The sequence below is a fragment of the Micromonospora sp. NBC_00421 genome (assembly GCF_036017915.1).
GTDB lineage: Bacteria > Actinomycetota > Actinomycetes > Mycobacteriales > Micromonosporaceae > Micromonospora.
Genome location: NZ_CP107929.1, coordinates 2074499 through 2096818, shown reverse-complemented (window position 1 = coordinate 2096818; position 22320 = coordinate 2074499). Strand labels below are relative to the sequence as shown.

General features: G+C 72.0%; 18 protein-coding genes and 1 pseudogene. 7 read left to right on the top strand and 12 right to left on the bottom strand.

The features are described from left to right. The first annotated feature begins 214 nt into the window (after window positions 1-214). Complete coding sequence (locus OHQ87_RS09100) at window positions 215-400, top strand: hypothetical protein (protein ID WP_328346822.1); 186 nt, start codon at window positions 215-217, stop codon at window positions 398-400. A 110-nt stretch (window positions 401-510) separates the two neighbouring features. Here OHQ87_RS09100 and OHQ87_RS09095 read toward each other — a convergent pair whose 3' ends face one another. From OHQ87_RS09095 to OHQ87_RS09065, 7 genes are all read right to left on the bottom strand, one after another. After that, window positions 511-2004: an MFS transporter gene (locus tag OHQ87_RS09095; RefSeq protein ID WP_328346820.1), complete on the bottom strand. Its 1494-nt coding sequence runs from the start codon at window positions 2002-2004 to the stop codon at window positions 511-513. Next, window positions 2001-3785: an IucA/IucC family protein gene (locus tag OHQ87_RS09090; RefSeq protein ID WP_328346818.1), complete on the bottom strand. Its 1785-nt coding sequence runs from the start codon at window positions 3783-3785 to the stop codon at window positions 2001-2003. The genes OHQ87_RS09095 and OHQ87_RS09090 overlap by 4 nt, the downstream gene beginning before the upstream one ends. After that, window positions 3782-4357, bottom strand: a complete 576-nt coding sequence (locus OHQ87_RS09085; RefSeq protein WP_328346817.1) for a GNAT family N-acetyltransferase — start codon at window positions 4355-4357, stop codon at window positions 3782-3784. The genes OHQ87_RS09090 and OHQ87_RS09085 overlap by 4 nt, the downstream gene beginning before the upstream one ends. Further along, on the bottom strand, window positions 4354-5646 hold the full coding sequence (locus OHQ87_RS09080; RefSeq protein ID WP_328346815.1) for a lysine N(6)-hydroxylase/L-ornithine N(5)-oxygenase family protein: 1293 nt from the start codon (window positions 5644-5646) through the stop codon (window positions 4354-4356). The genes OHQ87_RS09085 and OHQ87_RS09080 overlap by 4 nt, the downstream gene beginning before the upstream one ends. A gap of 46 nt (window positions 5647-5692) precedes the next feature. After that, window positions 5693-7222 (bottom strand): pyridoxal phosphate-dependent decarboxylase family protein, encoded by a 1530-nt coding sequence (locus OHQ87_RS09075; protein ID WP_328346813.1) that lies wholly within the window; start codon window positions 7220-7222, stop codon window positions 5693-5695. Window positions 7223-7395: 173 nt separating this feature from the next. Continuing rightward, window positions 7396-8640: an MFS transporter gene (locus OHQ87_RS09070; protein ID WP_328346811.1), complete on the bottom strand. Its 1245-nt coding sequence runs from the start codon at window positions 8638-8640 to the stop codon at window positions 7396-7398. Next, on the bottom strand, window positions 8637-9347 hold the full coding sequence (locus OHQ87_RS09065; RefSeq protein WP_328346809.1) for a siderophore-interacting protein: 711 nt from the start codon (window positions 9345-9347) through the stop codon (window positions 8637-8639). Before OHQ87_RS09065 ends, OHQ87_RS09070 begins: the two co-directional genes overlap by 4 nt. Before the next feature lie 58 nt (window positions 9348-9405). On the opposite strand from OHQ87_RS09065, the pseudogene OHQ87_RS09060 reads away from it, so the two are divergent. Continuing rightward, a pseudogene (locus tag OHQ87_RS09060) lies at window positions 9406-11484 on the top strand (penicillin acylase family protein); the annotation flags it as partial. 24 nt (window positions 11485-11508) lie between these two features. Continuing rightward, window positions 11509-12069 carry a GNAT family N-acetyltransferase gene (locus OHQ87_RS09055; RefSeq protein ID WP_328348783.1) on the top strand — a complete coding sequence of 187 codons (561 nt, stop codon included), beginning with the start codon at window positions 11509-11511 and terminating at the stop codon, window positions 12067-12069. A 12-nt stretch (window positions 12070-12081) separates the two neighbouring features. On the opposite strand, the gene OHQ87_RS09050 is transcribed toward OHQ87_RS09055, so the two are convergent. Next, a complete protein-coding gene (locus OHQ87_RS09050) occupies window positions 12082-12771 on the bottom strand; it encodes an SDR family oxidoreductase (protein WP_328346806.1) in 690 nt (229 codons plus the stop codon). Between the two features lie 35 nt (window positions 12772-12806). On the opposite strand from OHQ87_RS09050, the gene OHQ87_RS09045 reads away from it, so the two are divergent. The 4 genes from OHQ87_RS09045 to OHQ87_RS09030 all read left to right on the top strand — a co-directional run bounded on the left by OHQ87_RS09045 (window position 12807) and on the right by OHQ87_RS09030 (window position 16865). Beyond that, entirely contained in the window at window positions 12807-13319 is a 513-nt protein-coding gene (locus OHQ87_RS09045) for an SDR family NAD(P)-dependent oxidoreductase (RefSeq protein WP_328346804.1), read from the top strand. A 22-nt stretch (window positions 13320-13341) separates the two neighbouring features. Beyond that, window positions 13342-13563 carry a hypothetical protein gene (locus OHQ87_RS09040; protein ID WP_328346802.1) on the top strand — a complete coding sequence of 74 codons (222 nt, stop codon included), beginning with the start codon at window positions 13342-13344 and terminating at the stop codon, window positions 13561-13563. A gap of 781 nt (window positions 13564-14344) precedes the next feature. Next, window positions 14345-16132 (top strand): putative bifunctional diguanylate cyclase/phosphodiesterase, encoded by a 1788-nt coding sequence (locus tag OHQ87_RS09035; protein ID WP_328346800.1) that lies wholly within the window; start codon window positions 14345-14347, stop codon window positions 16130-16132. Window positions 16133-16157: 25 nt separating this feature from the next. After that, complete coding sequence (locus OHQ87_RS09030) at window positions 16158-16865, top strand: VOC family protein (protein WP_328346798.1); 708 nt, start codon at window positions 16158-16160, stop codon at window positions 16863-16865. Window positions 16866-16894: 29 nt separating this feature from the next. Here OHQ87_RS09030 and OHQ87_RS31340 read toward each other — a convergent pair whose 3' ends face one another. From OHQ87_RS31340 to OHQ87_RS09010, 4 genes are all read right to left on the bottom strand, one after another. Then, on the bottom strand, window positions 16895-17530 hold the full coding sequence (locus tag OHQ87_RS31340) for a copper resistance protein CopC (RefSeq protein WP_442930721.1): 636 nt from the start codon (window positions 17528-17530) through the stop codon (window positions 16895-16897). Between the two features lie 63 nt (window positions 17531-17593). Continuing rightward, complete coding sequence (locus tag OHQ87_RS09020; RefSeq protein ID WP_328346796.1) at window positions 17594-18592, bottom strand: LacI family DNA-binding transcriptional regulator; 999 nt, start codon at window positions 18590-18592, stop codon at window positions 17594-17596. Window positions 18593-18798: 206 nt separating this feature from the next. After that, window positions 18799-20124 carry an RICIN domain-containing protein gene (locus OHQ87_RS09015; protein ID WP_328346794.1) on the bottom strand — a complete coding sequence of 442 codons (1326 nt, stop codon included), beginning with the start codon at window positions 20122-20124 and terminating at the stop codon, window positions 18799-18801. Between the two features lie 729 nt (window positions 20125-20853). Next, window positions 20854-22320, bottom strand: a complete 1467-nt coding sequence (locus tag OHQ87_RS09010; RefSeq protein ID WP_328348782.1) for a family 43 glycosylhydrolase — start codon at window positions 22318-22320, stop codon at window positions 20854-20856.

Below are 22320 nucleotides of genomic sequence, written 5' to 3'. Positions count from 1 at the left end.
CATCCGGACCGGACCGCCCGCCGTTGGCGTGCCCTCAGTACGATCGTCGATCGGCTGCCCGCGTGGGATGTTCGGCGTTCCACGCGGGCGGCACGGCACCACCGCCGTCCGCCAAAGCGCCCGGGGGACCCTGAATGTCGACGTCCGTGCTCGACCGGGTTCGTGAAGCCCACCGGCTGGGCAGTACCGTGCTGTCCCCGGCCGGACGAGCATCGTGCCGAGCGGCAGCGACCCACCGCCCCGACTGGCGTTCTCCGCCTCGTCGGACGCCGATTTCCGCAGGAACCAACTGACCGGTTTCCGGGCCGTCCGCGAGTTGTTGCTCGCTCTGGAGCCGGCGCGGGACTTCGCCGGTCTGCGTCGGGTGGTGTCGGAGTCGGGTGACTACCTGTGGGTCTGACCCGAGCACTATCCGATCTACGACCCGGCCTGCCCCGACTCTGACCGTCCGGCCGGCACGGTCGGTGGCAGGGTAAACCCTGTCGGCACCGCTCGGTGGGGCACGACAGATCAGCGGGTGCGCTCGGCGCGGCGCAGCATTCCGGCGGCGAGCAGCCCACCGGCGAGCACCGCCACCGCCCCGGCGGTCTGCCCGGTGACCAGCGCGGACGCGAACGCGTCGGTCACCTGCGCGCGGTCGGCGTCGCCCCCGGCGGCGGCCAGCGCGGCCGGGTACGACGCGGCACCGGCCACCGCGACCGGGGCCAGCGCGGCGAACCGGGCGTTGAGCACCGCCCCGAGCACGGCGATGCCGAGGCTGCCCCCCACCTCGGCCATGGTGCCGTCGATCCCGGCACCGACCCCGGCCTTCGACGGCGGGATGGCGCTCATCACCGCCTCGACGATCGCGGGATTGGCCAGGGCACAGCCGAAGCCCATCACCAGCAGCCCGGTCAACAGCACCGCGTAGCCGTCGGAGCGGACGTGGGTGATCAGGGTCAGGCCGGCGGAGAGCAGCACCATGCCCAGCGCGATGGCCCCGGGCACCCCGAGCCGGCGGATCAGCCGGGCGGCGACCCCGCCGAGGTTGAGCAGCACGATGGACAGCGCGAACGGCACCATCCGCAGTCCCGCCTCCCAGGCCGGGTAGCCACGGACGAACTGGAGGTGCTGGGTGAGCAGGAACAGCGCCCCGGTGGACCCGAAGGTGATCAGGACGACCCCGGTGACCGCACCGACGAACCGGCGGTCGGTGAAGAAGTGCATGTCCAGCATGGGGGCGGCGATCCGCCGTTCCCACCAGACGAAGGCGGCCAGCAGCAGCACGCCGACGCCGGCCGCGCCGAGGATGGCCGGTGCGGTCCAGCCGCGTTCGGGGCCGTCGATGATCGCCCAGACCACACCGGTGAGGCCGGCGGTGGACAGCAGCACCCCGCCGACGTCGGGTCGCCCGCCGACCGGGTCCCGGGACTCCGGCACCAACGCCCGGCCGGCCACCAGGCAGACCAGCACGATCGGCACGTTGACCAGGAAGATCGCACCCCACGGCAGGTGGGCGAGGATGATCCCGCCGATCGGCGGGCCGGCGGCGTACCCGAGGGCGCTGGTGGCCGCCCAGAGGCCGATCGCCCGGGACCGCTCGGCCCCGTCGAAGACCTGCATGGCGACGGCGAGGGTGGCGGTGACCAGCAGCGCCCCGCCGATGCCCATGCCGGCACGGGCGGCGATCAGCTGGTCGCCGGAGCGGGCCAGCCCGGCGGCCAGCGAGCCGATGCCGAAGAGCACCAGGCCGGCGACGAGCATCCGGCGGCGGCCGTACCTGTCGGCGGCGCTGCCGGCGGTGAGCAGCAACCCGCACTGCACCAGCGCGTAGGCGTTGATCATCCACTGGATGTCGGTGGTGCTGGCGCCCAGCTCGGTGGTGAGCACCGGCACCGCCACGGTGAGCACGGTGTTGTCGAGCACCACTGTCAACTGGGCGAGGCAGAGCACCGCCAGGATCAGCCAACGGGACCGCAGTGGTGTCGCCGGGGCGGGCGGCGCGGCGGACAGCGCGGTGCTCATCGCGGCGGGGCGTAGCGGGCGAGCGGGTTGGTCAGGGTGCCGGCGAACTGGAGCGCCGCCGACGGGTCGGCCAGGTCGACCATCTGCTGGTTGTTGCGCAGTTGCAGCCGGTTGAGGCAGGACAGGGTGAACTCCCCGGCGAACAGGTCGTGCCGGCGCAGCCGGTCGGCCAGGTGCGGCACGCGAGCGGCGTAGTCGGTCGCGCAGTCGGCGACGGTACGCCAGAAGTCGTCCTCGTCGAGCACCCCCTCGCCGGCGAGCACGGCGTTGAGGTGCCGGAAGAAACAGTCGAAGACGTCGGTGAAGATGGTCAGCAGCTGCTCGTCCTCGGGAATCACCGCGCGGACCCGCTGCACGGGCGGCGGCAGGTCGGCGTCCGGGTCCATCACCACGATCTCCTCGGCGATGTCCTTGAAGATCACCCGCTCGACCACGCCGTCGTGCAGCACCAGGATGACGTTCTCGCCGTGCGGCATGAAGGCCAGCCGGTGGGCGTAGAAGCTGTGCAGCAGCGGCACCAGGTAGGCGTCGAGGTAGCGGCGCAGCCACTCCTGCGGGGGCAGGCCCGACTCGGCGATCAGGGCGGCGGCGAGCGACCGCCCATCGCGGTCGGTGTGCAGCAGGGCGGCCATGGTGGACAGCCGTCGGCCGGGGGCCAGGCCGGGCACCGGGCTCTCCCGCCACAGCGCCGCGAGCATCTTGCGGTACGGCGAGTAACGGTCGGTGGCCGCCTCGTACTGCGGGTGGCGGTAGCCGACGGCGGCCCGCTCCCGGATGATCGTCAGTCCGCTGCCGGCGAGCACCGGGTCGGTGGCGACCAGGTCGACCAGCCAGTCGTTGATCGCCGGGGTGGCCTCCATGTAGGCGGCCGACAGGCCCCGCAGGAAGCCCATGTTCAGCACGGACAGCGCGGTCTTGACGTAGTGCCGGTGCGGGCTGGTGACGTTGAAGAAGGTGCGGATGGACTGCTGCGCCAGGTACTCGTCGGGGGCCTCGCCCAGGCAGACCAGGCGCTGCCGGGCGACCTCACCGGCGAAGGTGACGGCGAGCCGGTTCCACCACTGCCAGGGGTGCACCGGGATGAGCAGGTAGTCGTCCGGGTCGAGGCCGGCGTCGGTGAGGGTGGCGGTGAACCGGGCCAGGGTGTCCGGGCCGAGTTCGGTGCGCAGCAGGGTGGGGTAGTCGAGGTCGGCGGCGCTGCTGAAGGTGGCGTGGTCGCGGTGCGCGGCCAGCCAGATCAGCCGGACCGGCCGGCCGGTCTCCGGGGCGTACGCGTGGTATTCGTGGACGCCGAAGCCGATCCGGCCGTTGTTGGCCACGAAGCACGGGTGGCCCTCGGTCATGCCGGTCTCGATCGCCTGGAAGTCGGCGCGGGCCAGTTCGGCCGCACTGACCGCCGGCCGGTCCAGCTTGTACGCGGTGCCGGCGAGGGTGGAGGTGATCTCCTCCAGGTAGACCGGGAGCACCTGGTCGGTGAGGCCGAGCGCGGCGCGCAGTTCGAGGCAGAGGTCGACGGCGTCGGGCGGCAGTTCCTCGTCGCCGCGTCGCCGGGTGATGCTGTCCGGGTCGATCTGCCAGTGGTCGAGGGCGAAGCGGCGGGCGGTGAAGTGGTAGTCCACCGTGCCGTCGTCGGTGCGGACGACCCAGCGCCCGTCGCCGGTGGGGGCGGGCGTGACCAGGCGTTCGTGGGCGAACTCGGCAAGCGCCTTGCCGACCAGCAGCCGGTTGGCGCGGGCCCAGGTGGCGGGGGTCAGGTGGGCCACGGATGCGGCGGGGTTCACGCGGGCACGTCTCCTCGGGTGGCGGCCAGGAACTGGTCGCGGGTGCAGACGCTGAGCAGGGCGTCCTTCTCCGGTTTGCGGATCGGGCCGACGACGGTGAAGCCGACGGCGGCGTTGAGGGCGTGCACTGCGGTGTTGCGCACGTCGGGTTCGACCACCACCCGCCGGGTGGCCGGGTCGGCGAAGAGCCAGTCCAGCACGGTGGTGATGACGGCCCGGGTGAAGCCGTGCACCGGCCGGTCGGTGGGCGCGCACAGGAAGTGCATGCCGACGTCGCCGTCGACCGGGGGGTAGAGGCCCACCAGTTCGACCCGGGCCGGGTCGTAGCGTTCGGCGAGGAACGCCGGCTCGCCGCGCCAGAGCCCGAGGTACGCGTCGTGGTGCGGGTGGTCGGCGATCCCCCGGTACTCCCGGGCGACCCGGTCGACGTCGGCGTCCTGCATCAGCCAGAACGCCGACTTCGGGTGGGTCACCCAGCCGTGCAGCAGCCCGGCGTCGCCCTCCGGATCGAGGGTACGCAGCGCGAACCCACCGAGTGCGGGGTGGTGGCGGCGGTACACGACGTCGGTCACGAGGTGCCTCCGGTCGGGACGCCGAACTCCTGGAAGGCGATCCGGTCCTCGATCGGGTAGTGCTCGCGCCCGGTCAGCTCCCTGATGATCCAGGAGTTGCGGTACGGGCCCATGCCCAGGTCGGGTGAGGTGATGCTGTGGGTGTGGGTGCCGGCGTTCTGGAGGAAGACCCCCCGCCCGGTGTGGTCGATGCTGTAGTTGCGGGCCACGTCGAACCGATCGTGGGAGTCCCAGCGCAGCCGGTCGCGGATCGGGGCGAGGAACTCCGGCACCCGGTAGTGGTAGCCGGTGGCCAGCACCAGCGCCTCGGTGTCGAGGGTGAGGTCCCGCTCCTGCTCGACGTTGCGCAGCCCGAGGGTGTAGCGGCCGGCGACCTCGTCGTAGCGGGCGCTTGTCAGTTCGGTGTTGGTCAGCAGCCGGGTCGGCACCGGCCCGTGCACCCGGTGGGCGTAGAGCAGGTCGAAGATGTCGTTGATCAGGTCGGCGTTGATCCCCTTGAACAGGTTCTTCTGGGTGCCCTCCAGCCGGTAGCGGGTCGCCTCGGGCAGGGCGTGGAAGTAGTCCACGTAGTCCGGTGAGGTCATCTCCAGGGTGAGCTTGGTGTATTCGAGGGGGAAGAAGCGCGGCGAGCGGGTGACCCAGTTGAGCTGGTAGTCGTGGGCACCGAGGTCGGTCAGCAGGTCGTGGTAGATCTCGGCGGCGCTCTGTCCGCTGCCGACGACGGTGATGCTGCGCCTGGTGCGCAGCGCCGCCCGGTGTTCCCGGTAGCGGGAGTTGTGGACGACGTCGCCGCCGAGGCCCTGGCAGGCGTCCGGGACGTGTGGCGGGGTGCCGGTGCCGAGCACCAGGTGCCGGGCCCGGTGGGTGACCCGTTCGCCGTCGACCTCGGCATGCACCACGTACCGCTCGTCGGCGGGGTCGTACTCGACCGAGGTGACCCGGTGACCGAAGCGCACCGAGGGCAGTTTCGCGGCGGCCCACCGGCAGTAGTCGTTGTATTCGTGGCGCAGCGGGAAGAAGCTCTCCCGGATGTAGAACGGGTAGAGCCGGCCGACCTCCTTCAGGTAGTTGAGGAAGGAGTACGGGGAGGTCGGGTCGGCCAGGGTGACCAGGTCGGCGATGAACGGCGTCTGCAACCGGGTGGCGTCCAGCAGCATGCCGGGGTGCCAGTCGAAGTCGTCGCGGGCTTCGAGGAACAGGCCGTCGAGGTCGTCGAGCGGCGCGGTCAGGCAGGCAAGCCCGAGGTTGTACGGGCCCAGCCCGACGGCGATGAAGTCGTGGGTCGACACAGGGGTTTTCTCCAGGGCGGGGTGGTCAGCCGACGGGGCTGGACGGCTAGGCGGTGGCGCGGGTGCGGGCGTACCAGCCGGCGTGTTCGGCGATCAGGTCGAGCACGTGGGCGATGTCGTCCACTGTGGTCTCGGGGTTGAGCAGGGTGAGCTTGAGGTGGTGGGCGCCGTCGACCTTGGTGCCGGCCACCAGGGCCGCGCCGGAGGCGGCGAGCGCCTCGCGGGCGTACAGGTTGGCGTCGTCGACGACGTCGCGGCCGGCGCCGGGGGGCAGGTAGCGGAAGACCACGGTGCTCAGCTGCGAGCGGGTGACCACCTCGAAGCGGGGGTCGTCGGCGAGCAGCCGCCAGGCGGCGGCGGCGAGGTCGACCACCTCGTCGAAGAGCGCGCCGATGGCGTCCGGCCCCATGATCCGCAGGGTGAGCCAGAGCTTGAGGGCGTCGAACCGGCGGGTGGTCTGCAGGCTCTTGTCGACCTGGTTGGGGATCCGCCGCTCGGCCATCCGGGCCGGGTTGAGGTAGTCGGCGTGCCAGGTGGCGTGCCGCAGCACCCGCCGGTCGGCGACGACCAGAGCGCTGGAGCTGACCGGCTGGAAGAACGACTTGTGGTAGTCGACGGTGACCGAGTCGGCCCGTTCGATGCCGGTGAGCAGGTGCCGCCGGGTGGGCGAGACCAGCAACCCGCAGCCGTACGCGGCGTCGACGTGCAGCCAGACCCCGGCGGCGGTGCAGATCTCGGCGATCCGGTCCAGCGGGTCGATGGTGCCGAAGTCGGTGGTGCCGGCGGTGGCGACCACGGCGAGCACGGTCTGACCGTCGCGGCGGCACCGGTCGAGGGTCGCGGCCAGGTCGTCGGTACGCATCCGCCGGCCGGCGTCGGTGGCGATGGTGAGCACCGCGTCGGCACCGAGGCCGAGCAGCTTGGCGGCCTTCTGGACGCTGAAGTGGCCGGCGGTGGAGGTGACGATCCGCATTCGGGACAGCACCTCGGGCCGGCTGGGCCGGTCGCTGCCGCCGCCGACGATCCGGGCGTACGCCTCCTCCCGGGCCAGCAGCAGCGCCTGCAGGTTGGACTGGGTGCCGCCGCTGGTGAAGACGCCGTCGGCGGCCGGGCCGAAGCCGATCCGCCCGGCGGTCCAGTCGACCAGGCGACGTTCGATCAGGGTGCCGCCGGCGCTCTGGTCCCAGGTGTCCAGGGACGAGTTGACCGCGCTGAGCACCGCCTCGCCGAGCAGGGCGGGGATGACCACCGGGCAGTTGAGGTGGGCCAGGTAGCGGGGGTGGTGGAAGTACACGGCGTCACGCAGGTAGACGTCGTGCAGTTCGTCGAGGGCGGCCGTGGTGTCGGCGAGCGGCCGGTCCAGGTCGATGCCGGCGACCCGGGGGGCCAACGCGTCGGGGGTGATGCCGGTGCCCGGCCGGTCCACGGCGGCCACCCGGGCCGCCACCCGGTCGATCCCCTCGGTGACGGCCCGGCGGTACTCCTCGACGGTGCCGGCGGTGAACAGGTGGGCACGGGGCGGGGTGGGACGCGTCCCGGTCACGGGGGCCTCGATTGTGGATCCGGGCAGGCTCATGGGCAGTCCTCGACGGTCGGTGACGGGCGCGGGCAGGGACGTCGGGCGTCCCCGGTCGTCCCGTCGACCCAGTTGATCTCGCAAGTTAGGCTACCCTAACCTAAGTTGTTGTCAACGCCGACACCCGGTGTGGTCGGGATCGAATGGCCGGGGCCGCAGCAGCCGGGATCAGGTCAGCCGGGCACGGTGACCGGCGGGGCCACCCGCTCGGATGGGCCGACCCTGACGGCCGGGAACCGGCGTTGGTGCCCCAGCCCCACCAGCACGCCGAGGGCGACCAGCACGATCGAACCGATCGCGACGGCGGGATACCCGACCCGGTCGGCCACGGCCAGCCCGAGTGAGGCCGCCAGGAACGAACAGATCAACCCGAACGACGACAGCACGGTGAAGTCCGTCCCCCCGGTGCCCACCCGCGAGTAGTCCATGTTGACCACGTAGAGGACCACGTTGGCGACGGTGTACGCGGCCATGAAGCAGCACAGCGCGACCACCGTCGTCACCAGCGGGGCCCGCCCGTTCATCAACGGCAGCAGCAGCGCGGTGGAGACCGCGAGGGCCGCTCCCCCGACGACGAGCAGCCGCCCCCGGCCGAACCGGTCGACGCCGATCCCGGCGAGCAGGCCGGCGACGATCGCCGGGGCGCTGATCACCACCCCGGTGACGACCCCGATGCGGGCCAGCGACCAGCCCGCGTCGACAAGCGCCGGGGTGACCAGGGCGTAGGCCGCGCCGGCCCCGGTGTAGACCAGCGGCACCACGCCGAAGGTCCACAAGCGACAGCCGGGCTGGCCGAACACCGACAGCAACGCCCGGTACGCCTGCCCGGCACCGGCCACCCGGGCGGTCCGGGCCGGCTCCCGCAGCCGCCACACCACGAGCAGACCGACGGCGGTCAGCGCGACCAGCAGCCCGATCGCCGGCACCCAGCCGTACCGGTCGTAGACCAGCACGCACGCGCCACCGCCGAGCAGGTTGCCCAGGTAGCTGGCGGCGACCTGGATGCCGTTGCCGGTGCCCCGGATCCCCTCGGACAGCACCCGTACGGCGACCGCGTCGACGGCGATGTCCTGGGTGGCGGAGAGGAACACGTAGGCGGCGCAGATCGCCACCACCGGGCCGAGTTGCCGGGTCGGGTCGGCGAACGGCAACAGCGCCAGCAGGGTCAGCACCAGCCCGGCCTGCAACGGCAGCAGCCAGGACCGGTAGTGGCCGTGCCGACGGGAGCCGTACCTGTCGACCAGCGGCGCCCAGAGGAACTTGAGCGGCCAGACCAGGCCGACGAACTGGAGCAGAGCCAGGGTGTCCAGCGAGGTCCCGCCGTCGCGCAGGATGGCGGTGAGCCCGACGGTGATGAACCCGATGCCGAGGTACTGGGTGACGTAGAGCGTGGTGAGCGTGCCGAGGCGTCCCTTCAACTGGCGCTCCAGTAGCCCAGCGCGGTGAGCTGCTGCTTGCCCACGCCGAGGGTACGCCGGACGTGCCGGGTGAGGGCGCGGGTGCTGGCCGCCTCACCGGCCACCCAGTAGTGGGCGTCCGGCGCGGCCGGCAGCGCGGCGCGGACGGCATCCAGGAGTTGCCGCCCGTCCTCGCCGCGTGGGACCCAGGTGACCCGGTGGTGGTCGCGGGCGCGCGGGGCGAGCGTCCGTTCCCCGTCGGAGGCGTACTCCAGCCAGACCGTGGCGGGGATCCCGGGGGCGGCGTCGAGCAGGCTGTTCACCGCCGGCAGCGAGGAGGCGTCGCCGACCAGGTAGAGGTGGGCGGGTGCCGGGTCGGGCAGGGCGAAGGCGCTGCCCTGGAGGGTGGCGACGATGGTGTCGCCGACCTGCGCGCTGCTCGCCCAGCGGGCCGCGCAGCCGTCGTGCAGGGCGAACTCGAGGGTGAACCGGCCGGCCGCCGGCTCCGGGTCGACCAGGGTGTACGCCCGCTGGTGCGGGCGGCCGGCGTCGTCGAACCAGAGTCGGATCCACATGGTGGGGTGCACCTTGCCCGCCGCCAGCAGGCCGCCGTCGTCCATCAGCAGACGCTTGTAGTGCCCGCCTACCGACTCCGTGCCCCGCACGGTCAGCCGGAAGTCCCGGCCGCCCATGGCCTTGAGCACCAGGGCCTCCCAGTTCCGTTTCACACGCCCTCCAGGTAAGGTCCGCCTAAGTTAGGCGAGGGTAACTTATCTAGGGAGTCCTGTGGAGAGTGGGACCGGCACCCCGCCGGGCGGGCGTCCGGCCGTCGGCGTACGCCGCGACCGGTCGGGCGTACCGCACCTGTGGGCGGAGACCGTCGACGAGCTGGCCCGGTGGCAGGGGCGGGTGGCCGCGACCGACCGGGCCTGGCAGGTGGAGGTCGAGCGTTGGCGGGCCGAGGGCCGGCTCGCCGCCCACGTCGGCCCCGCCGAGCGCGACTGGGACCGGTTCGCCCGGCGGGCCCGCCTCGACGACACCGCCCGGCGCTGCTTCGACCGGCTCACCCCGGCCACCCGGCGCTGGGTCACCGCGTACGCCGACGGGGTCAACGACGCGCTCCCCGCCGGCGCGGCGGCGGCACCGGAGTTCGCCGCCACCGGCAGCACCCCCGGCCGGTGGCGGCCCTGGTCACCGCTTGGCGTCTTCGCCGTCCAGCACATCCTGTTCGGCACCTTCCCGCAGAAGCTGTGGCACGCCCACGTCGCCGCCACCCTCGGCCCGGCCGCCCGTGACCTGTTCGCCGTCGAGGGGCCGGGTGGCTCGGGCAGCAACGCCTGGGCGCTGCCCGCCGACCCGGTGACCGGCCGCGCGCCGGTGATCGCCGGCGACCCGCACCGGCTGCTCGAACTGCCCGGCATCTACCAGCAGATCCGGCTGGCCTGCCCCGAGTTCGACGTGGTCGGACTGGCCTTCCCCGGGGTGCCCGGGCTGCCGCACTTCGGGCACGCCGGCGACGTCGCCTGGGCGGTCACCAACGCGATGGCCGACTACCAGGACCTCTATCGCGAGCAGCTGCGCCGCGACGGCGACCGGGTGCTGGTCCGCGACGCCGACGGCTGGGTGCCGGCCCACCGGCACGTCGAGCGGATCGAGGTACGCGGCGGCGCGACCGAGACCGTCGAGATCATCGAGACCCCGCGCGGCCCGGTGATCGACCACGACCGGCACACCGGGGAGGCGCTCAGCCTGCGCACCCCGGCCCGGGTGACCGGGAGTCTCGGCTTCGACGCGCTGCTGCCGTTGCTGCGGGCCCGGACCGCCGACGACGTCGCCGACGCGCTGCGCGGCTGGGTCGAACCGGTCAACAGCGTGCTCGTCGCCGACCGGCACGGAACGGTGCAGCAGCTCGTCGCCGGTCTGGTGCCCCACCGCGACGACAGGTGCCGGCGGGAACCGGTGCCCGGCTGGGACCCCCGCTACCGGTGGCGCGGCGACTACGCCGCCACCAAACCGGTAGCCGTCGGTGGACCGGCGGTCTGCGCCAACGACAGGCGTGACGACGTGGCCGACCTCGGTGTCGACTTCGCCCCGCCACACCGGGCCCACCGGATCCGCGAGCTGCTCGCCGAGGGCGTCGCCGCGCCCGCCGTACACATGGACACCCGGCGGGGGTCGACGGTGCTGCGCGGTCTGCTCGACCGGCTCGACCCGGGACCGCTCAGCGGGCCGGCCCGGCGGCTGCGGGACCGGCTGACCGGCTGGGACGGCCGGATGGACCCCGACAGCGTCGACGCCGGGGCGTTCGCCGCCTGGCGGGCCGCGCTGGTCCGCCGGCTCGCCGCGCACCCGGCCCTGGCTCCCCTGCACGCCCCCGGCGGCTACGACCCGCTCTTCACGCCGTGGACCGACCCGCTGGCCCGGATCGGGCACGCCGTGGAGGGGGTGGTCGCCGGGCTTCCCCGCCTCGGTGGCGCGGTCGAGCCGCTCGCCGCCGCCGCGCTGGAGGAGGTCGCGGCCGGTGACCCTCCCGACGCCTGGGGACGGCGGCACCTGCTGCACCCGCTGCACCTCGGGGTGTCCCCGGCGGTCGCGGACCGGGTCGCCGCGATGCGCGACGGCACCGCCCTCGGCGGCGACACCGACTGTGTGCTGGCCACCTCCAGCGTGCCCGGGGTCTCCGACGCGTGCTGGCGGGGGCCGGTCGCCCGGTACGTGTGGGACCTGACCGACCGGGCGGCGAGCCGGTGGATCGTCCCCTTCGGTGTCTCCGGCCGCCCCGACGACCCGCACTTCGCCGACCAGCTCCCGCTGTGGGCCACCGGTGGGCTGATCCCCGTCGAGACCGACTGGCGCACCCTGACCCGTTCCCCCCGAGACGAGGACCCCGTGACCTACCAGGAGAAGATCCCCGGCTTCGGTGAGCTGACCCTCACCGTGGTCGACCCGGCCGCCCACGCCGCGCTGCTGCACGGCTGGGTGACCGAGCCCCGCGCGGCGTTCTGGGGCATGGGGTCGCACACCGTCGAGGAGGTACGCGAGACCTACACGTTCGTCGACGGGCTGAGCACCCACCATGCGTACCTGATCGAACTGGACGGCACGCCGGTCGGCCTGTTCCAGAGCTACCAGCCGGAGGCCGACCCGGTCGGCGAGCGCTACCGGGTGCGTCCCGGCGACATCGGCATGCACCTGCTGCTCGCCCCCGGGCGTCGCCCGCCGCGCGGGCTCACCGCCGCGATCGGTCCGGCGCTGGCCCGGTTCCTGTTCCGCGACCCCACCCGCCTGCGGATCGTGGTCGAGCCCGACGTACGCAACCGGTTCGCACTGCACCGGCTGCAGCGGGAGGGGTTCACCTTCGCCGAGGAGATCGACATGCCCGACAAGCGGGCCCAGCTGGCCTTCCTCACCCGGGAACGGTTCGAGGCGGACCACCCGGCCCCGGCCTGAACCGACCGGTGGTCAGGCGGGCGGGCCGAGGAAGTGCCCGCCGCTGGCGTCGATGACCTGCCCGGTGACCCAACGCGCGGTGTCGGAGGCGAGGAACGCGACCACGTCGGCGACGTCACTGGGCTCACCCAACCTGTCCAGTGCCGTCATCGAGGTGATCAGCGCGGCCAGGCCCGGCGTGGCGAAGACCGGCCCGTTGGTCGCGGTCCGGGTGGCGCCGGGCGCGACCGCGTTCACCGTGATGCCCCGGGCCCCGAGCTGCTGGGCCAGGGTCCGGGTCATCGTCTCCACCGCGCCCTTGGTCATGGCGAACGACGTCTGGCCGGCGTTGGCCGTCCGGGTCGCCACGGAAGAGATCGTGATGACCCGCCCGCCGTCGCTCAGCAGGGGCAACGCCCGTTCGATGACGAAGTACGGTGCGCGGACGTTGACCGCGAACAGGTGGTCGAAGGCAGCCCGGGTGGTGACACCGAGCGGGTCGGCGGGTGGTGCCGCCGCGTTGTTGACGAGGATGTCCAGTGGCCGTCCGGCCAGGCACGCCTCGACCCCCGCGAACAACGTCTCGACGTCGCCGTCCACACCCAGTTCCGCGCCGACGGCGTACGCCGTTCCCCCGTCCCGCCCGATCCGGTCGACGGTCGCCGCAGCGCCCTCGCGGTCGGTGCCGAAGTGGGCGACGACGACCGCTCCCCGCCCGGCCAAAGCTGGTCACCCAACTGCTGCGTCGCGGCGACACCGTGGCCGCGACCACCCGCACGGCGCGGCGCCTCGACGAGGCGCTCGGCGAAGCCGATCGGTCCCGGCTGCTGATCCTCGAGCTCGACCTCACCGACGAGGCGGCCGTCGCGGCGGCCGTGGAGAAGTCCACCCAGCGGTTCGGTCAGATCGACGTGGTGGTCAACAACGCCGGTTACGGCTTCCTCGGCGCGGTCGAGGAGGTCTCCGACACCGAGGCCCGGCAGATGTTCGACGTACAGATCTTCGGAGTCTGGAACGTGCTACGGGCCGTGCTGCCGGCCATGCGGGCCCGGCGCGGCGGTCGCATCATCAACATCTCGTCGATCCTCGGCATGACCGCGTTCCCAGGCTGGGGTCTCTACTGCGCCGGAAAGTACGCCCTGGAAGGCCTCACCGAGGCACTGGCCGCCGAGGTTTCCGGCTTCGGCACCGACGTGAATCTCATCGAGCCCGGTTACACGCGCACCGACTTCCTGCCTACCATCTCTCTGCCTGCCGTCGGCCACGATTGACGGTTACCAGGCGATCCGGGAGATGACCGAGGCGCGTCAGGCGATGCCCGGCACCCAGCTCGGCGACCCGGTCAAGGCCGCCGCCGCGATCATCGAAGTGGCCGCCGACGGCAAGGCCCCGTTGCACCAGCTACTCGGCTCCGACTCGTACGGGTCGGCGAAGGCCCGCATCGACGCGCTGACCGCCGATGTCGAGAACGGCTGCGAGGTGGCCTTTTCCACCGACATCACGCCGGACGCGTAATCCGGCGCCGTTGTCGTCGGGAGATCGTCCCCGTTTACCGCCGTCGCGGCGGGCGAAGACGAGCCGGCTCCGGCGACCGGCCCGGCGCGGCCTGTACGTCGCGGTGGCGTGTCGGCATGCTCACCACCTGCTGATCCGGTCCAGAGTCCTTTGTTCGTTCCGGAGGCCCCTTCCTCCTGCCACGCCACCGTGCCGCGCGCAAGCCACCGACATCAATGGCCGCTGACCTCACGTGCCGGTCTGCGGGATAGCCGAAGCCGCGGCCGAGATCACCGGACCCGTGCCGTCCGGCCCGGCGGCGCGACCCTCGGACGTGCCATCGGCCGACCACCACGGGGTGCCCTCATGACTGCTGCCACAGCCCGCCCTCACCGGTCAGCTCCAACCCGTCACCACGAGCCCGATCGAACAGCATCGCGACCGGTCCCGCCGCTCTCGCCGCCGACGCCCTGAGCGGACCGTCCGGACGGCCGCTAGACTGCCCGTCGCGATAGGATGACCGTCCGTCAGCCGTGGCCGTGCTGTGCCCTGCTCGGCGAAGGGAAGTGGGTAGCCCTAGGTGAGCATGCTGCCGGGACTCGCGGCGGACACCGCCTCCACCGCCTTGGCGATAATGGCCCCGGACGGCCGCTGTCTCTGGTGCAACCCGGCCGGTCACCAGTTGGGTGTCGGGCTGGCAGAGTTGCCGCTGGGGCAGATCGGGCCCGACGGGCCCGCGGTGGACCTCCCGGTGCGAGGTGCCGACGGGGCCACCAGGTGGTTACGGGTGCGATGTCACGGCATGGAGCACGAGGGGCAACCGCTGCGCCTGTACGAGCTGCGCGACGTCAGCGCCGAGCGGCAGGAACGCGACCGTGGGCGCAACTACCGGTGGCGGCTGGCCCACCTCGAGCAACTCGCCAAGGTGGGCACCTGGGAGTGGAACGTACTGACCGGTGAGGTCGTCTGGAGCGACGTGCTGCTGCAGATGTTCGGTCTGCCTGCTGATGCGCACCTCGACTACGACTCCTACCGGCAGATGTTGTACCCGGACGACGTTGCGATGATCGAACGGACGTTGGAGAAGGCCCTGCGCGACGGCGGCTCGTTCTCCTACACGCATCGGATGTACCTCGCCGACGGCGTGACACTACGCGTCTTCGAGTGCTACGGCGAGGTCTTCCCCGATGCCGCTGGGGCGCCGGCGCGCGTCCTGGGCACCGCCCACGACATCACCGCGATGCGGCGGGTGCAGGACGAGCTGACCAAGCTGGCCGAACGCGACCCGCTGACCGATCTGCCGAACCGCCGTGCCCTGCTGGCCCGCCTCGACGACCTGATCGCCGAGCTGCGGGAACGGTCCGCGGCGTTGCTGCTGATCGACATCGACAACTTCAAGGACATCAACGACGTGCACGGGCACGCGGTCGGCGACGACGTGCTGCGCGTCCTGGCCCGGCGGCTGCTGCACGAGCTGCCCGACGGCACGGTGCTGGGCCGCCTGGGCGGCGACGAGTTCGCGGTCGTCCTGCCGGGGGCGTACGCCGAGGACGCCCTCGCCGTCGCCGAGCGGCTCTGCGACGCCAGTGTCCGCACGCCCGTGCCATTGGCCGGCACCGGGCTGCGGGTGACCCTGAGCATCGGTGCCGCCTCGCTGGAACCGGGCGACACCCGCGACGCCGTGCTCGCCCACGCCGACCTCGCCCTGTATGAGGCGAAGAACGCCGGCCGCAACCGGGCCAGGCTCTACCTGCCGGAGCAGTACCGGCACGCCGTGCAGCGCGTCAACGTGGTGACCCGGGTCCGCAAGGCCCTCGACGAGAACCGGATGCGATTGGACGCCCAGCCGATCATCGACCTGTCGACCGGGGAAGTGGTCAGCCGCGAGCTGCTCATCCGGCTGCGGGACGGCGGGGAGCCCAGCCTGTCACCGGCGGAGTTCCTGCCGACGGTGGAACGTGACGACCTCATCGGTGAGCTCGACCGGTGGGTGGTGTTCACCGCCACGGAGGCGCTGGCCCACCCCAAGGCCATGACGGCGGGAATGTGCTTCGACGTCAACATCTCGGCTCGTTCCCTGGAATCGCCGGGCTTCGGTGACTGGGTGGTGCGCACCCTGCGCGCGGCCGGTATCGACGCGAGCCGGCTCGGCCTGGAGATCACCGAGACCGCGGCGATCACCAATGTCGCCGCGGTGCGGCACCTCGCCAGCACCCTGCGCGACGCGGGTTGCCGGCTGAGCCTGGACGACTTCGGCGCCGGGTTCGGCTCGTTCGCCTATCTCAAGCACCTCCCCTTCAGCACGGTCAAGATCGCGGGCGACTTCGTCCGCCAGGCGGATCACGGCGGCGCCGATCCCGTGCTCATCGACGCGGTCGTCCGCGCCGCGCACGGCCTGGGCATGCGAACCGTCGCCGAGTCGGTGGAGCGTGCCGCGCTGGTGCCGGCGCTGCGGATGCTGGGCGTAGACGCCGGCCAGGGCTACCACCTGGGCCGACCGGCCCCATTGGACGAACTGCTCGGTCGAACGTTCGATTTGCGGCAGGGCGGCGGCGCGGCCGGGACAGTCGTGGGGCATCCTGAACCCTGATCAACCGCCCGGTTTGGAGACTCAGGTGAACGCACCCCGGACAAGGCCGTTCCCCACCGGCGCCGAACTTGTCACGAGCGATCTCGACGCTGCCCGTACCTTCTACCAGGACCTGTTGGGCTGGACGTACCAGACCACCGCCGACGGCTGCACCGCGTCCGCCGGCGGGGTTCCCGCCGCCGAGCTGCGGTTCGGTCCTGCCCCGGCCCGCTGGTGGACTGTCTTCGGCACCGCTGACGAGGCCACCGTCCGGGCCGCCGCCGGCGCGGCCGGCGCCCGGCTGACCGGCGACGAGGTGCACGACCCGCTGGGCGGGAGCTTCCGGCTGCGCACCGTACCGGCCCCGGTGGTCCCGGGCCTCGGTCGGCCCTGCTGGTACGAGTACATGACGACCGACCCGGCCGGAGCGGACCGGTTCCACACTGCCGCCCTGGGCCTGCGGTCCAGCGTGCCACCCGGTGCCCCCGACGACTCGTACGCCCTGCTCGTCGGCGACGTCGCGCCGGTCGCCGGCCGGCTCGCCACGCCTCCGCCGCTGGATACCCTGCTGCCTGCCGGCTGGATGGTCTATCTGGCCGTGGCGGACCCGGACGACCTCGCCGAGCGGGCCCAGCGGGGCGGTGGCCGACTGCTGGTGCCGCCGCGCGACGTGGTGACCGGTCGGGTCTGCGCGCTCGCCGACCCGGCGGGAGCCGTCTTCACCGTCATTCGACCGGCCCACACCGGTAGCTGACTGCCAGGCGTCTCTCCCGCAGGTCGTCGTCACCCTGGCGTCCCGAGACCGACACCGAGGCACGGCGGGACCCGGCCTGCCACGCGTTCAGGGATCCCCTCGGAGAATGTGCCGCGATCGCGGGAGCGGGGGTCTGGCCAACGGCGGGCCGCCCGCCGCCGCAGCCCACCCACCAGCACGACGAGGACGGTCAGGGTGGAACCGGCGACGAGGAGGACGCCGACGCCCGGACCTCGGTCGTCCTTCACCGTCGCGGCAGCGGGCGGGGTGTCCGTCGGCGGGCTGGCGACCGGTGGGACGGTGGAGTTCGGGTCGGCCACCGTGAACGGGTACGACCCCTGCCCCGGGTGCCCGTTGGTGGAGACGACCCGGTAGGCAACCGTGCACGTGCCGTTCGGCAGGGGGCGGTCACCTCTGCACCGTGTTCTCTGCTCCGGCGACCACCGGATCACCGGTGGGGATCTATCGTCTGGCCGCGTCGGTGAGCACGATGATGGTGAACGTTGGTCGAGCCGCTCCATGAATTCGAGCGCGGTCTCGGTAGGCGCGCTCGGGGGCCGCACGTCGTCCAGGTTTATCGGATCTTGATGCCATGGTATCGGGGCTGCGTTCCGTCGAGCACGCCCAGAACGAGTCGTGCCTGAATCTCCATGGCACGACGCCATGTCACGTCATATCCGAACAAGGGGTGGCGGGAGCTTCCGGTTACGCGACGCGGAGAGCCTCGCTCATTCCCGGTGACGAGGTCGTGCCGTGCTACGCCTGATCACCAGCTCAGGAACGAGCAGTTGCCGCCGAGATGTCGGAGGGTCCCCGGCCGGGTCCAGTTGGGACAGCAGGAGCCCCAGGCTGAGCCGACCCAGCTCGGCGAAGTCTTGGCGCACGGTGGTCAGCGGCGGCAGATAGTGCGCGCCGTCGAGCACCCCGTCGAAACCCACCACGCTGACATCCTCGGGGACCCGTCGACCGGCCTCGTGCAGGGCCCGCAGCACGCCGAGGGCCAACTGGTCGCTGGCGCAGAAGACGGCCGTCACGCACGGGTCGGCTGCCAGTCGCCCACCCTGCTCGTATCCCGCCCGGGCACTCCAGTTCCCCGACATGACGGGAGGGATCGGTCGACCGGCGTCCTGCAACGCCTCACGCCAGCCCCGGAGCCGCTCGCCGGCCTCAGGCCAGTCGTCCGGCCCGGCCAGGTGGTGGACGGTGCGGTGCCCCAGCTCGATCAGGTGCCGGCTGGCCAGGCGCGCGCCCGCGACGTTGTCGATCTGGGTACTCGGCACCGCGTCGCTGCTGCCCCCGCCCACGGTCACGCAGGCCACCGTGGGCGGGGCCTCGGTCAGCGCGTCGGACATCGCCGGCTTGGGCGCGATGGTGATGATCCCCTCGACCGACTGCTGGCAGAGCCGGTCCACCGCATCGAGCACCGACCGGCGGTCCAGGTGGCGGGCGCTGGCGACGCTCACCGAGTAACCCGCCGCCCGGGCCGCGCTCTCGATCGCGAACAGCATCGAGGTCGGACCGAACAACGAACTCTCGCAGCCGATGATCCCCACCGTGCCGGACCGCCGTGTGACCAGCGCGCGGGCAAGGAGATTCCGGCGATAGTGCAACTTCTGCATCGCGTCCAGCACCCGCTGCCGGGTTGCGGCCGCGACGTGCGGATGCCGGTTGATCACCCGGGAAACCGTCTGGTAGGACACTCCTGCCAGCTCGGCGACGTCACGCATGCCGGGGCCCCTGGGCCACCTGGCCGGTCGGGAGGCTATCGCCCACGGGTCGCCCGCCAACCGGCGGCCGTTCACCTCGATCACGACCCATTCTCCTCGATCTCGGTCCACCCACGGTCCTGACGACGACCGCCGAGAAGGTGTCGGCGGGCCGCCCGTCGCCCCCGTACCGGCGCGGGCCGGCACCGGGGCGACGGGCTTCCGGGTCAGACGGGTCGGCGGGTGAAACGTTGGTTCGGGTTGCCGGAGTACGCGTACTGGGAGATGCGGACGCCGTCGGTGGCGGAGTTCTCCCACACGTCCATGGCCAGGCCGGATTGCCGGTTGACGAGGCTGATCACGCCGCCGCCATGGTCGGTTATGCGCCATTGTTGGCTGGCCGCGTTGGTGTCGGGCTGTTGGGTGATGTCGGCACCGCTGGTGTTGTTGGCTACCTGGAGCACCAGGCCGCTGTGGCGGGCCCTGATGCGGAAGTAGCCCCCGCCGGCGTCGAGGAACTCGAATTGCTGGTTCGGCCCGCCGTTGCTCGGCCACTGGACGAGGGCGGCTCCGGCCGTGGTGGAGGCACCGGTGATCTCGGCGACCTTGCCGCTGTGCTGGGCTGTCAGGTCGTAGAAGGTGGAGGTGGGCGGCGGCACGGTCGAGCCCGGGGCGAACTCCCACCTGGTGGTGGATGACGTCGCGTCGGCGGTGAGACGGTCGCGGGCGGTGGTGTCGCCGTACAGGCTCCACCGCATCCAGTCGATGAAGGTCCGCATGGACAGGGCGTTGCCGAAGAAGTTGCCGTGGTCGCCACCGACGAAGGTGAGGAACGCCTTGGGGGCCGGTAGCTCCGCATACGCCTGGCGGGCCGAGGGGTATGGGCAGGTGGGGTCCCGGTCTCCGTGGATGAACAGCACGTTGGCACGGACACTGCCGCTCGGATTGCCCATGTCCACACAGGACATCGGGATCGCGGCCTTGATCCGGGGGTCGGGGAAGGCGGTGAGCATCGCATGGGTGGTCATGCCGCCCATCGAGTGCCCGGACATGCCGACCCCGACGGTGGTGTCGATGTGGCCGGCCAACGGGTCACCCGCGGTGTTGAGGGCAAGGGTCCGGGTGATGGCTTCGGAGTTGTCCCTGGGCAGTTCGCCGTTGTACGTGTCACCGATGCCGACGCTGGGCACGCTGACGGCGGGCACGATGAAACCGGCCGCAGCCAGCGGGCGGATGACCGACAGGGCGCCCTGCGGGGTGCCGCCGAGGCCGTGCTGGTAGGCGCAGACGGGGAAGACGCCCGGGGCGACGGGGGCGTTGGTGACGGGATTACCGCCGGGAGCACCGGTGGCGGGGTAGTACACGAAGGTGGTGATCCGGCGGCTGCCGCGCACCCAGTTGTACTGGCGCACGCCCACGGCGAACGGCGTGGTCGGCGCGGCCCGGAGCGGACGGACCGGGCCGGCGTGCGCCTGCCAGGGACCGAACACGGACCCCGCGCCCACGGTGGCCACTCCGGCGACGCCCAGCCTGAGGAAGTTACGTCTGTACATGAGACTCACTCCTTGCGATGGAGGTGATCAGGGTCGGTGTGTCCTGCTTCCCGGCACCCGTGAACGGACCCACGTGGCGAACCCCGTCCGGGCACGGATCGGGTGCCGCGCCCCTGGCAGGTCGCCGGGTCCGCGTCCGGTTATCGCCGTCCGGCAGTCGCGGCCGGGTGCCGTCGGCCGTGGCGGCACCGTCGACGTCCGGGCACCTGCCGGCGTCGACCGCGGTCTCCGTACCGTCGGCGTTGATCCGGAGCTGCTGACCGGGCTGGCCGTCGCGGTCCGGATCTCGACCGGGGTGCGCCCCGGCCCCCTTCCGCGCCCGGCTCCGAGCGCCGGGGTGGCTGCCCGGACGGTCACCGCCGGAAGCGTGAGACGACTCGGGTCGGACGCTCGTGACGCCCTTTCGCCGCACGATGACGGCGGGAATCGTCATGCTCCTCGGTGTTACCAGTTACTTCTGCAACTTAACAAAGAGATAGACTTCCGTCAATGTTCATGCTCTACAGCAATTGCCGTCACCCGGCTTGTGGCCACCTTGAACCATTCGCCGCAGGCCGAGTGGAGCCCCGGGCGCGTCCATATCCGACGTCCCGTGCAGGCAGATCCTGTTCAGCGACGACACGAATGACGACCGGCTGCGCCACCGATACCCGTGCAGTTGAGCGAGGTGGTCGCCACCCGCGCCCGGAGGGACTGCTGGGCGCGGGTGGCGACCGGGACCTGCGCGTGCTATTCGCCGGAGGGTGCGGTAAGCGTCGCGCCCAGCCGTACCGGGGTCCCGAAGTTGGGCGTGCCGTCTGCGTTCCAGGTGAACTTCTGGGCACGGGTGGAACGGTTCATGTCGCATCCGCCGGAGGCGGAGTCGTTGGCGTGGTAGACGATCCAGTCCTCGGTGCCGTCCGGTGACTTGAAGAACCCGTTGTGGCCGGGCGCGAACACACCGTTCGCGTCGCTGCGCTGGAACACCGGGGTGGACTTCTTCGTCCAGTGCGCCGGGTTCATCGGGTCGGTGCCGGTGAGGGTGAGCAGCCCGAGCTTGTAGTCCGGACCCCAGCAGGCGGAGGCCGAATAGACGACCATCACCTTGCCGTTGTGGTAGAGCGGCTCGGGTCCCTCATTGACCACCCCGGTCTGCCGTTCCCAGGACAGCGTCGGTGCGGAGAGCCGCGCACGGGAGCCCTGCAGGGTCCAGGGGTTGGACAGCCGCTGGATGGAGTTGCTCTGCCCGGCGCCGTCACCGCCATAGGTTGCCATCAGGTAGAGGCTGCTGCCCACCTTCAGCACGCTGGCGTCGAGGGACCAGTCGCTGCCGAGGTCGGCCTTGAAGGTGTACGGGCCCATCGGGTCGGTGCCCGCCGATTCGAGGACGTGCAGCCGTTGGGTGGGGTTGTAGTCGGGGACGTTCCGGCCGGCGGTGTAGTAGAAGTACCAGCGGTTGCCGTTCGGGCCGTTGATCAGGTGGAACTCCGGCGCCCACATGTTGCAGCAGCCGTTGGGCCGGCTCGACAGGTTGAAGATGACCTGGTCGGGCGCGGTGGCCAACCCGGCCAGGGTGGTCGACCGGCGCATGGTGATGGTGGAGTTCCAGGTCGTGGTGGCCAGGTAGTAGTAGCCGTTGTGGTACTGCAGCCACGGGTCCGGGCCGTTGCGCTTGATCGGGTTGGTGAAGGTTCGGGTGCCGGGGCCGAGGGCGACGAGCTGCCACTGCTGGTTCGCGCCGTCGAGGTCCTGGTACTGCGAGACCCTGGCACCGTCGGCGGTGGACCACTCCCAGACCTCGAGGGCCTTGCCGCTGTTGCGGTTGACCAGCCGGACCTGACCGCCGGCCGAGTCGGCGAGCCGGAACTGCTGGCGGGCGTCGTTGCGGTCGGTGTTCTGCACCAGCTGGACGCCGTCGGCGGTGGTGGGCAGGTCGAGCACCTTGCCGCTGTGCACCGACTGCAGCCGGTACCAGCCACTGCCGGAGTCGAGGAACCGCCACTGCTGCCAGGCACCGTCGTTGCGGGTGTACTGGTTGATGGCGGCACCGTCGGTGGTTGCCAGGTTGTAGACATCGAGGGCCTTGCCGCTGTTGCGGTTGACCAGCACGTAGGACACGTTCGGCTGCACCGTTGCGGCCTCGGCGGCCGGGGTGGCGACCGCCGTGCCCGCCGCGGCGAGCATCGCCACCGCCCCGGTGACCAGGATTCTGCGCAT

Excerpts from the sequence above, each read along its gene's own strand:
- OHQ87_RS09010 (WP_328348782.1), bottom strand. The coding sequence starts at position 22,320 with ATGCGCAGAATCCTGGTCACCGGGGCGGTGGCGATGCTCGCCGCGGCG.
- OHQ87_RS09095 (WP_328346820.1), bottom strand. The coding sequence starts at position 2,004 with ATGAGCACCGCGCTGTCCGCCGCGCCGCCCGCCCCGGCGACACCACTG.
- OHQ87_RS09075 (WP_328346813.1), bottom strand. The coding sequence starts at position 7,222 with ATGAGCCTGCCCGGATCCACAATCGAGGCCCCCGTGACCGGGACGCGT.
- OHQ87_RS09035 (WP_328346800.1), top strand. The coding sequence starts at position 14,345 with ATGGAGCACGAGGGGCAACCGCTGCGCCTGTACGAGCTGCGCGACGTC.
- OHQ87_RS09015 (WP_328346794.1), bottom strand. The coding sequence starts at position 20,124 with ATGTACAGACGTAACTTCCTCAGGCTGGGCGTCGCCGGAGTGGCCACC.
- OHQ87_RS09020 (WP_328346796.1), bottom strand. The coding sequence starts at position 18,592 with ATGCGTGACGTCGCCGAGCTGGCAGGAGTGTCCTACCAGACGGTTTCC.
- OHQ87_RS31340 (WP_442930721.1), bottom strand. The coding sequence starts at position 17,530 with ATGGCGTCGTGCCATGGAGATTCAGGCACGACTCGTTCTGGGCGTGCT.
- OHQ87_RS09040 (WP_328346802.1), top strand. The coding sequence starts at position 13,342 with ATGACCGAGGCGCGTCAGGCGATGCCCGGCACCCAGCTCGGCGACCCG.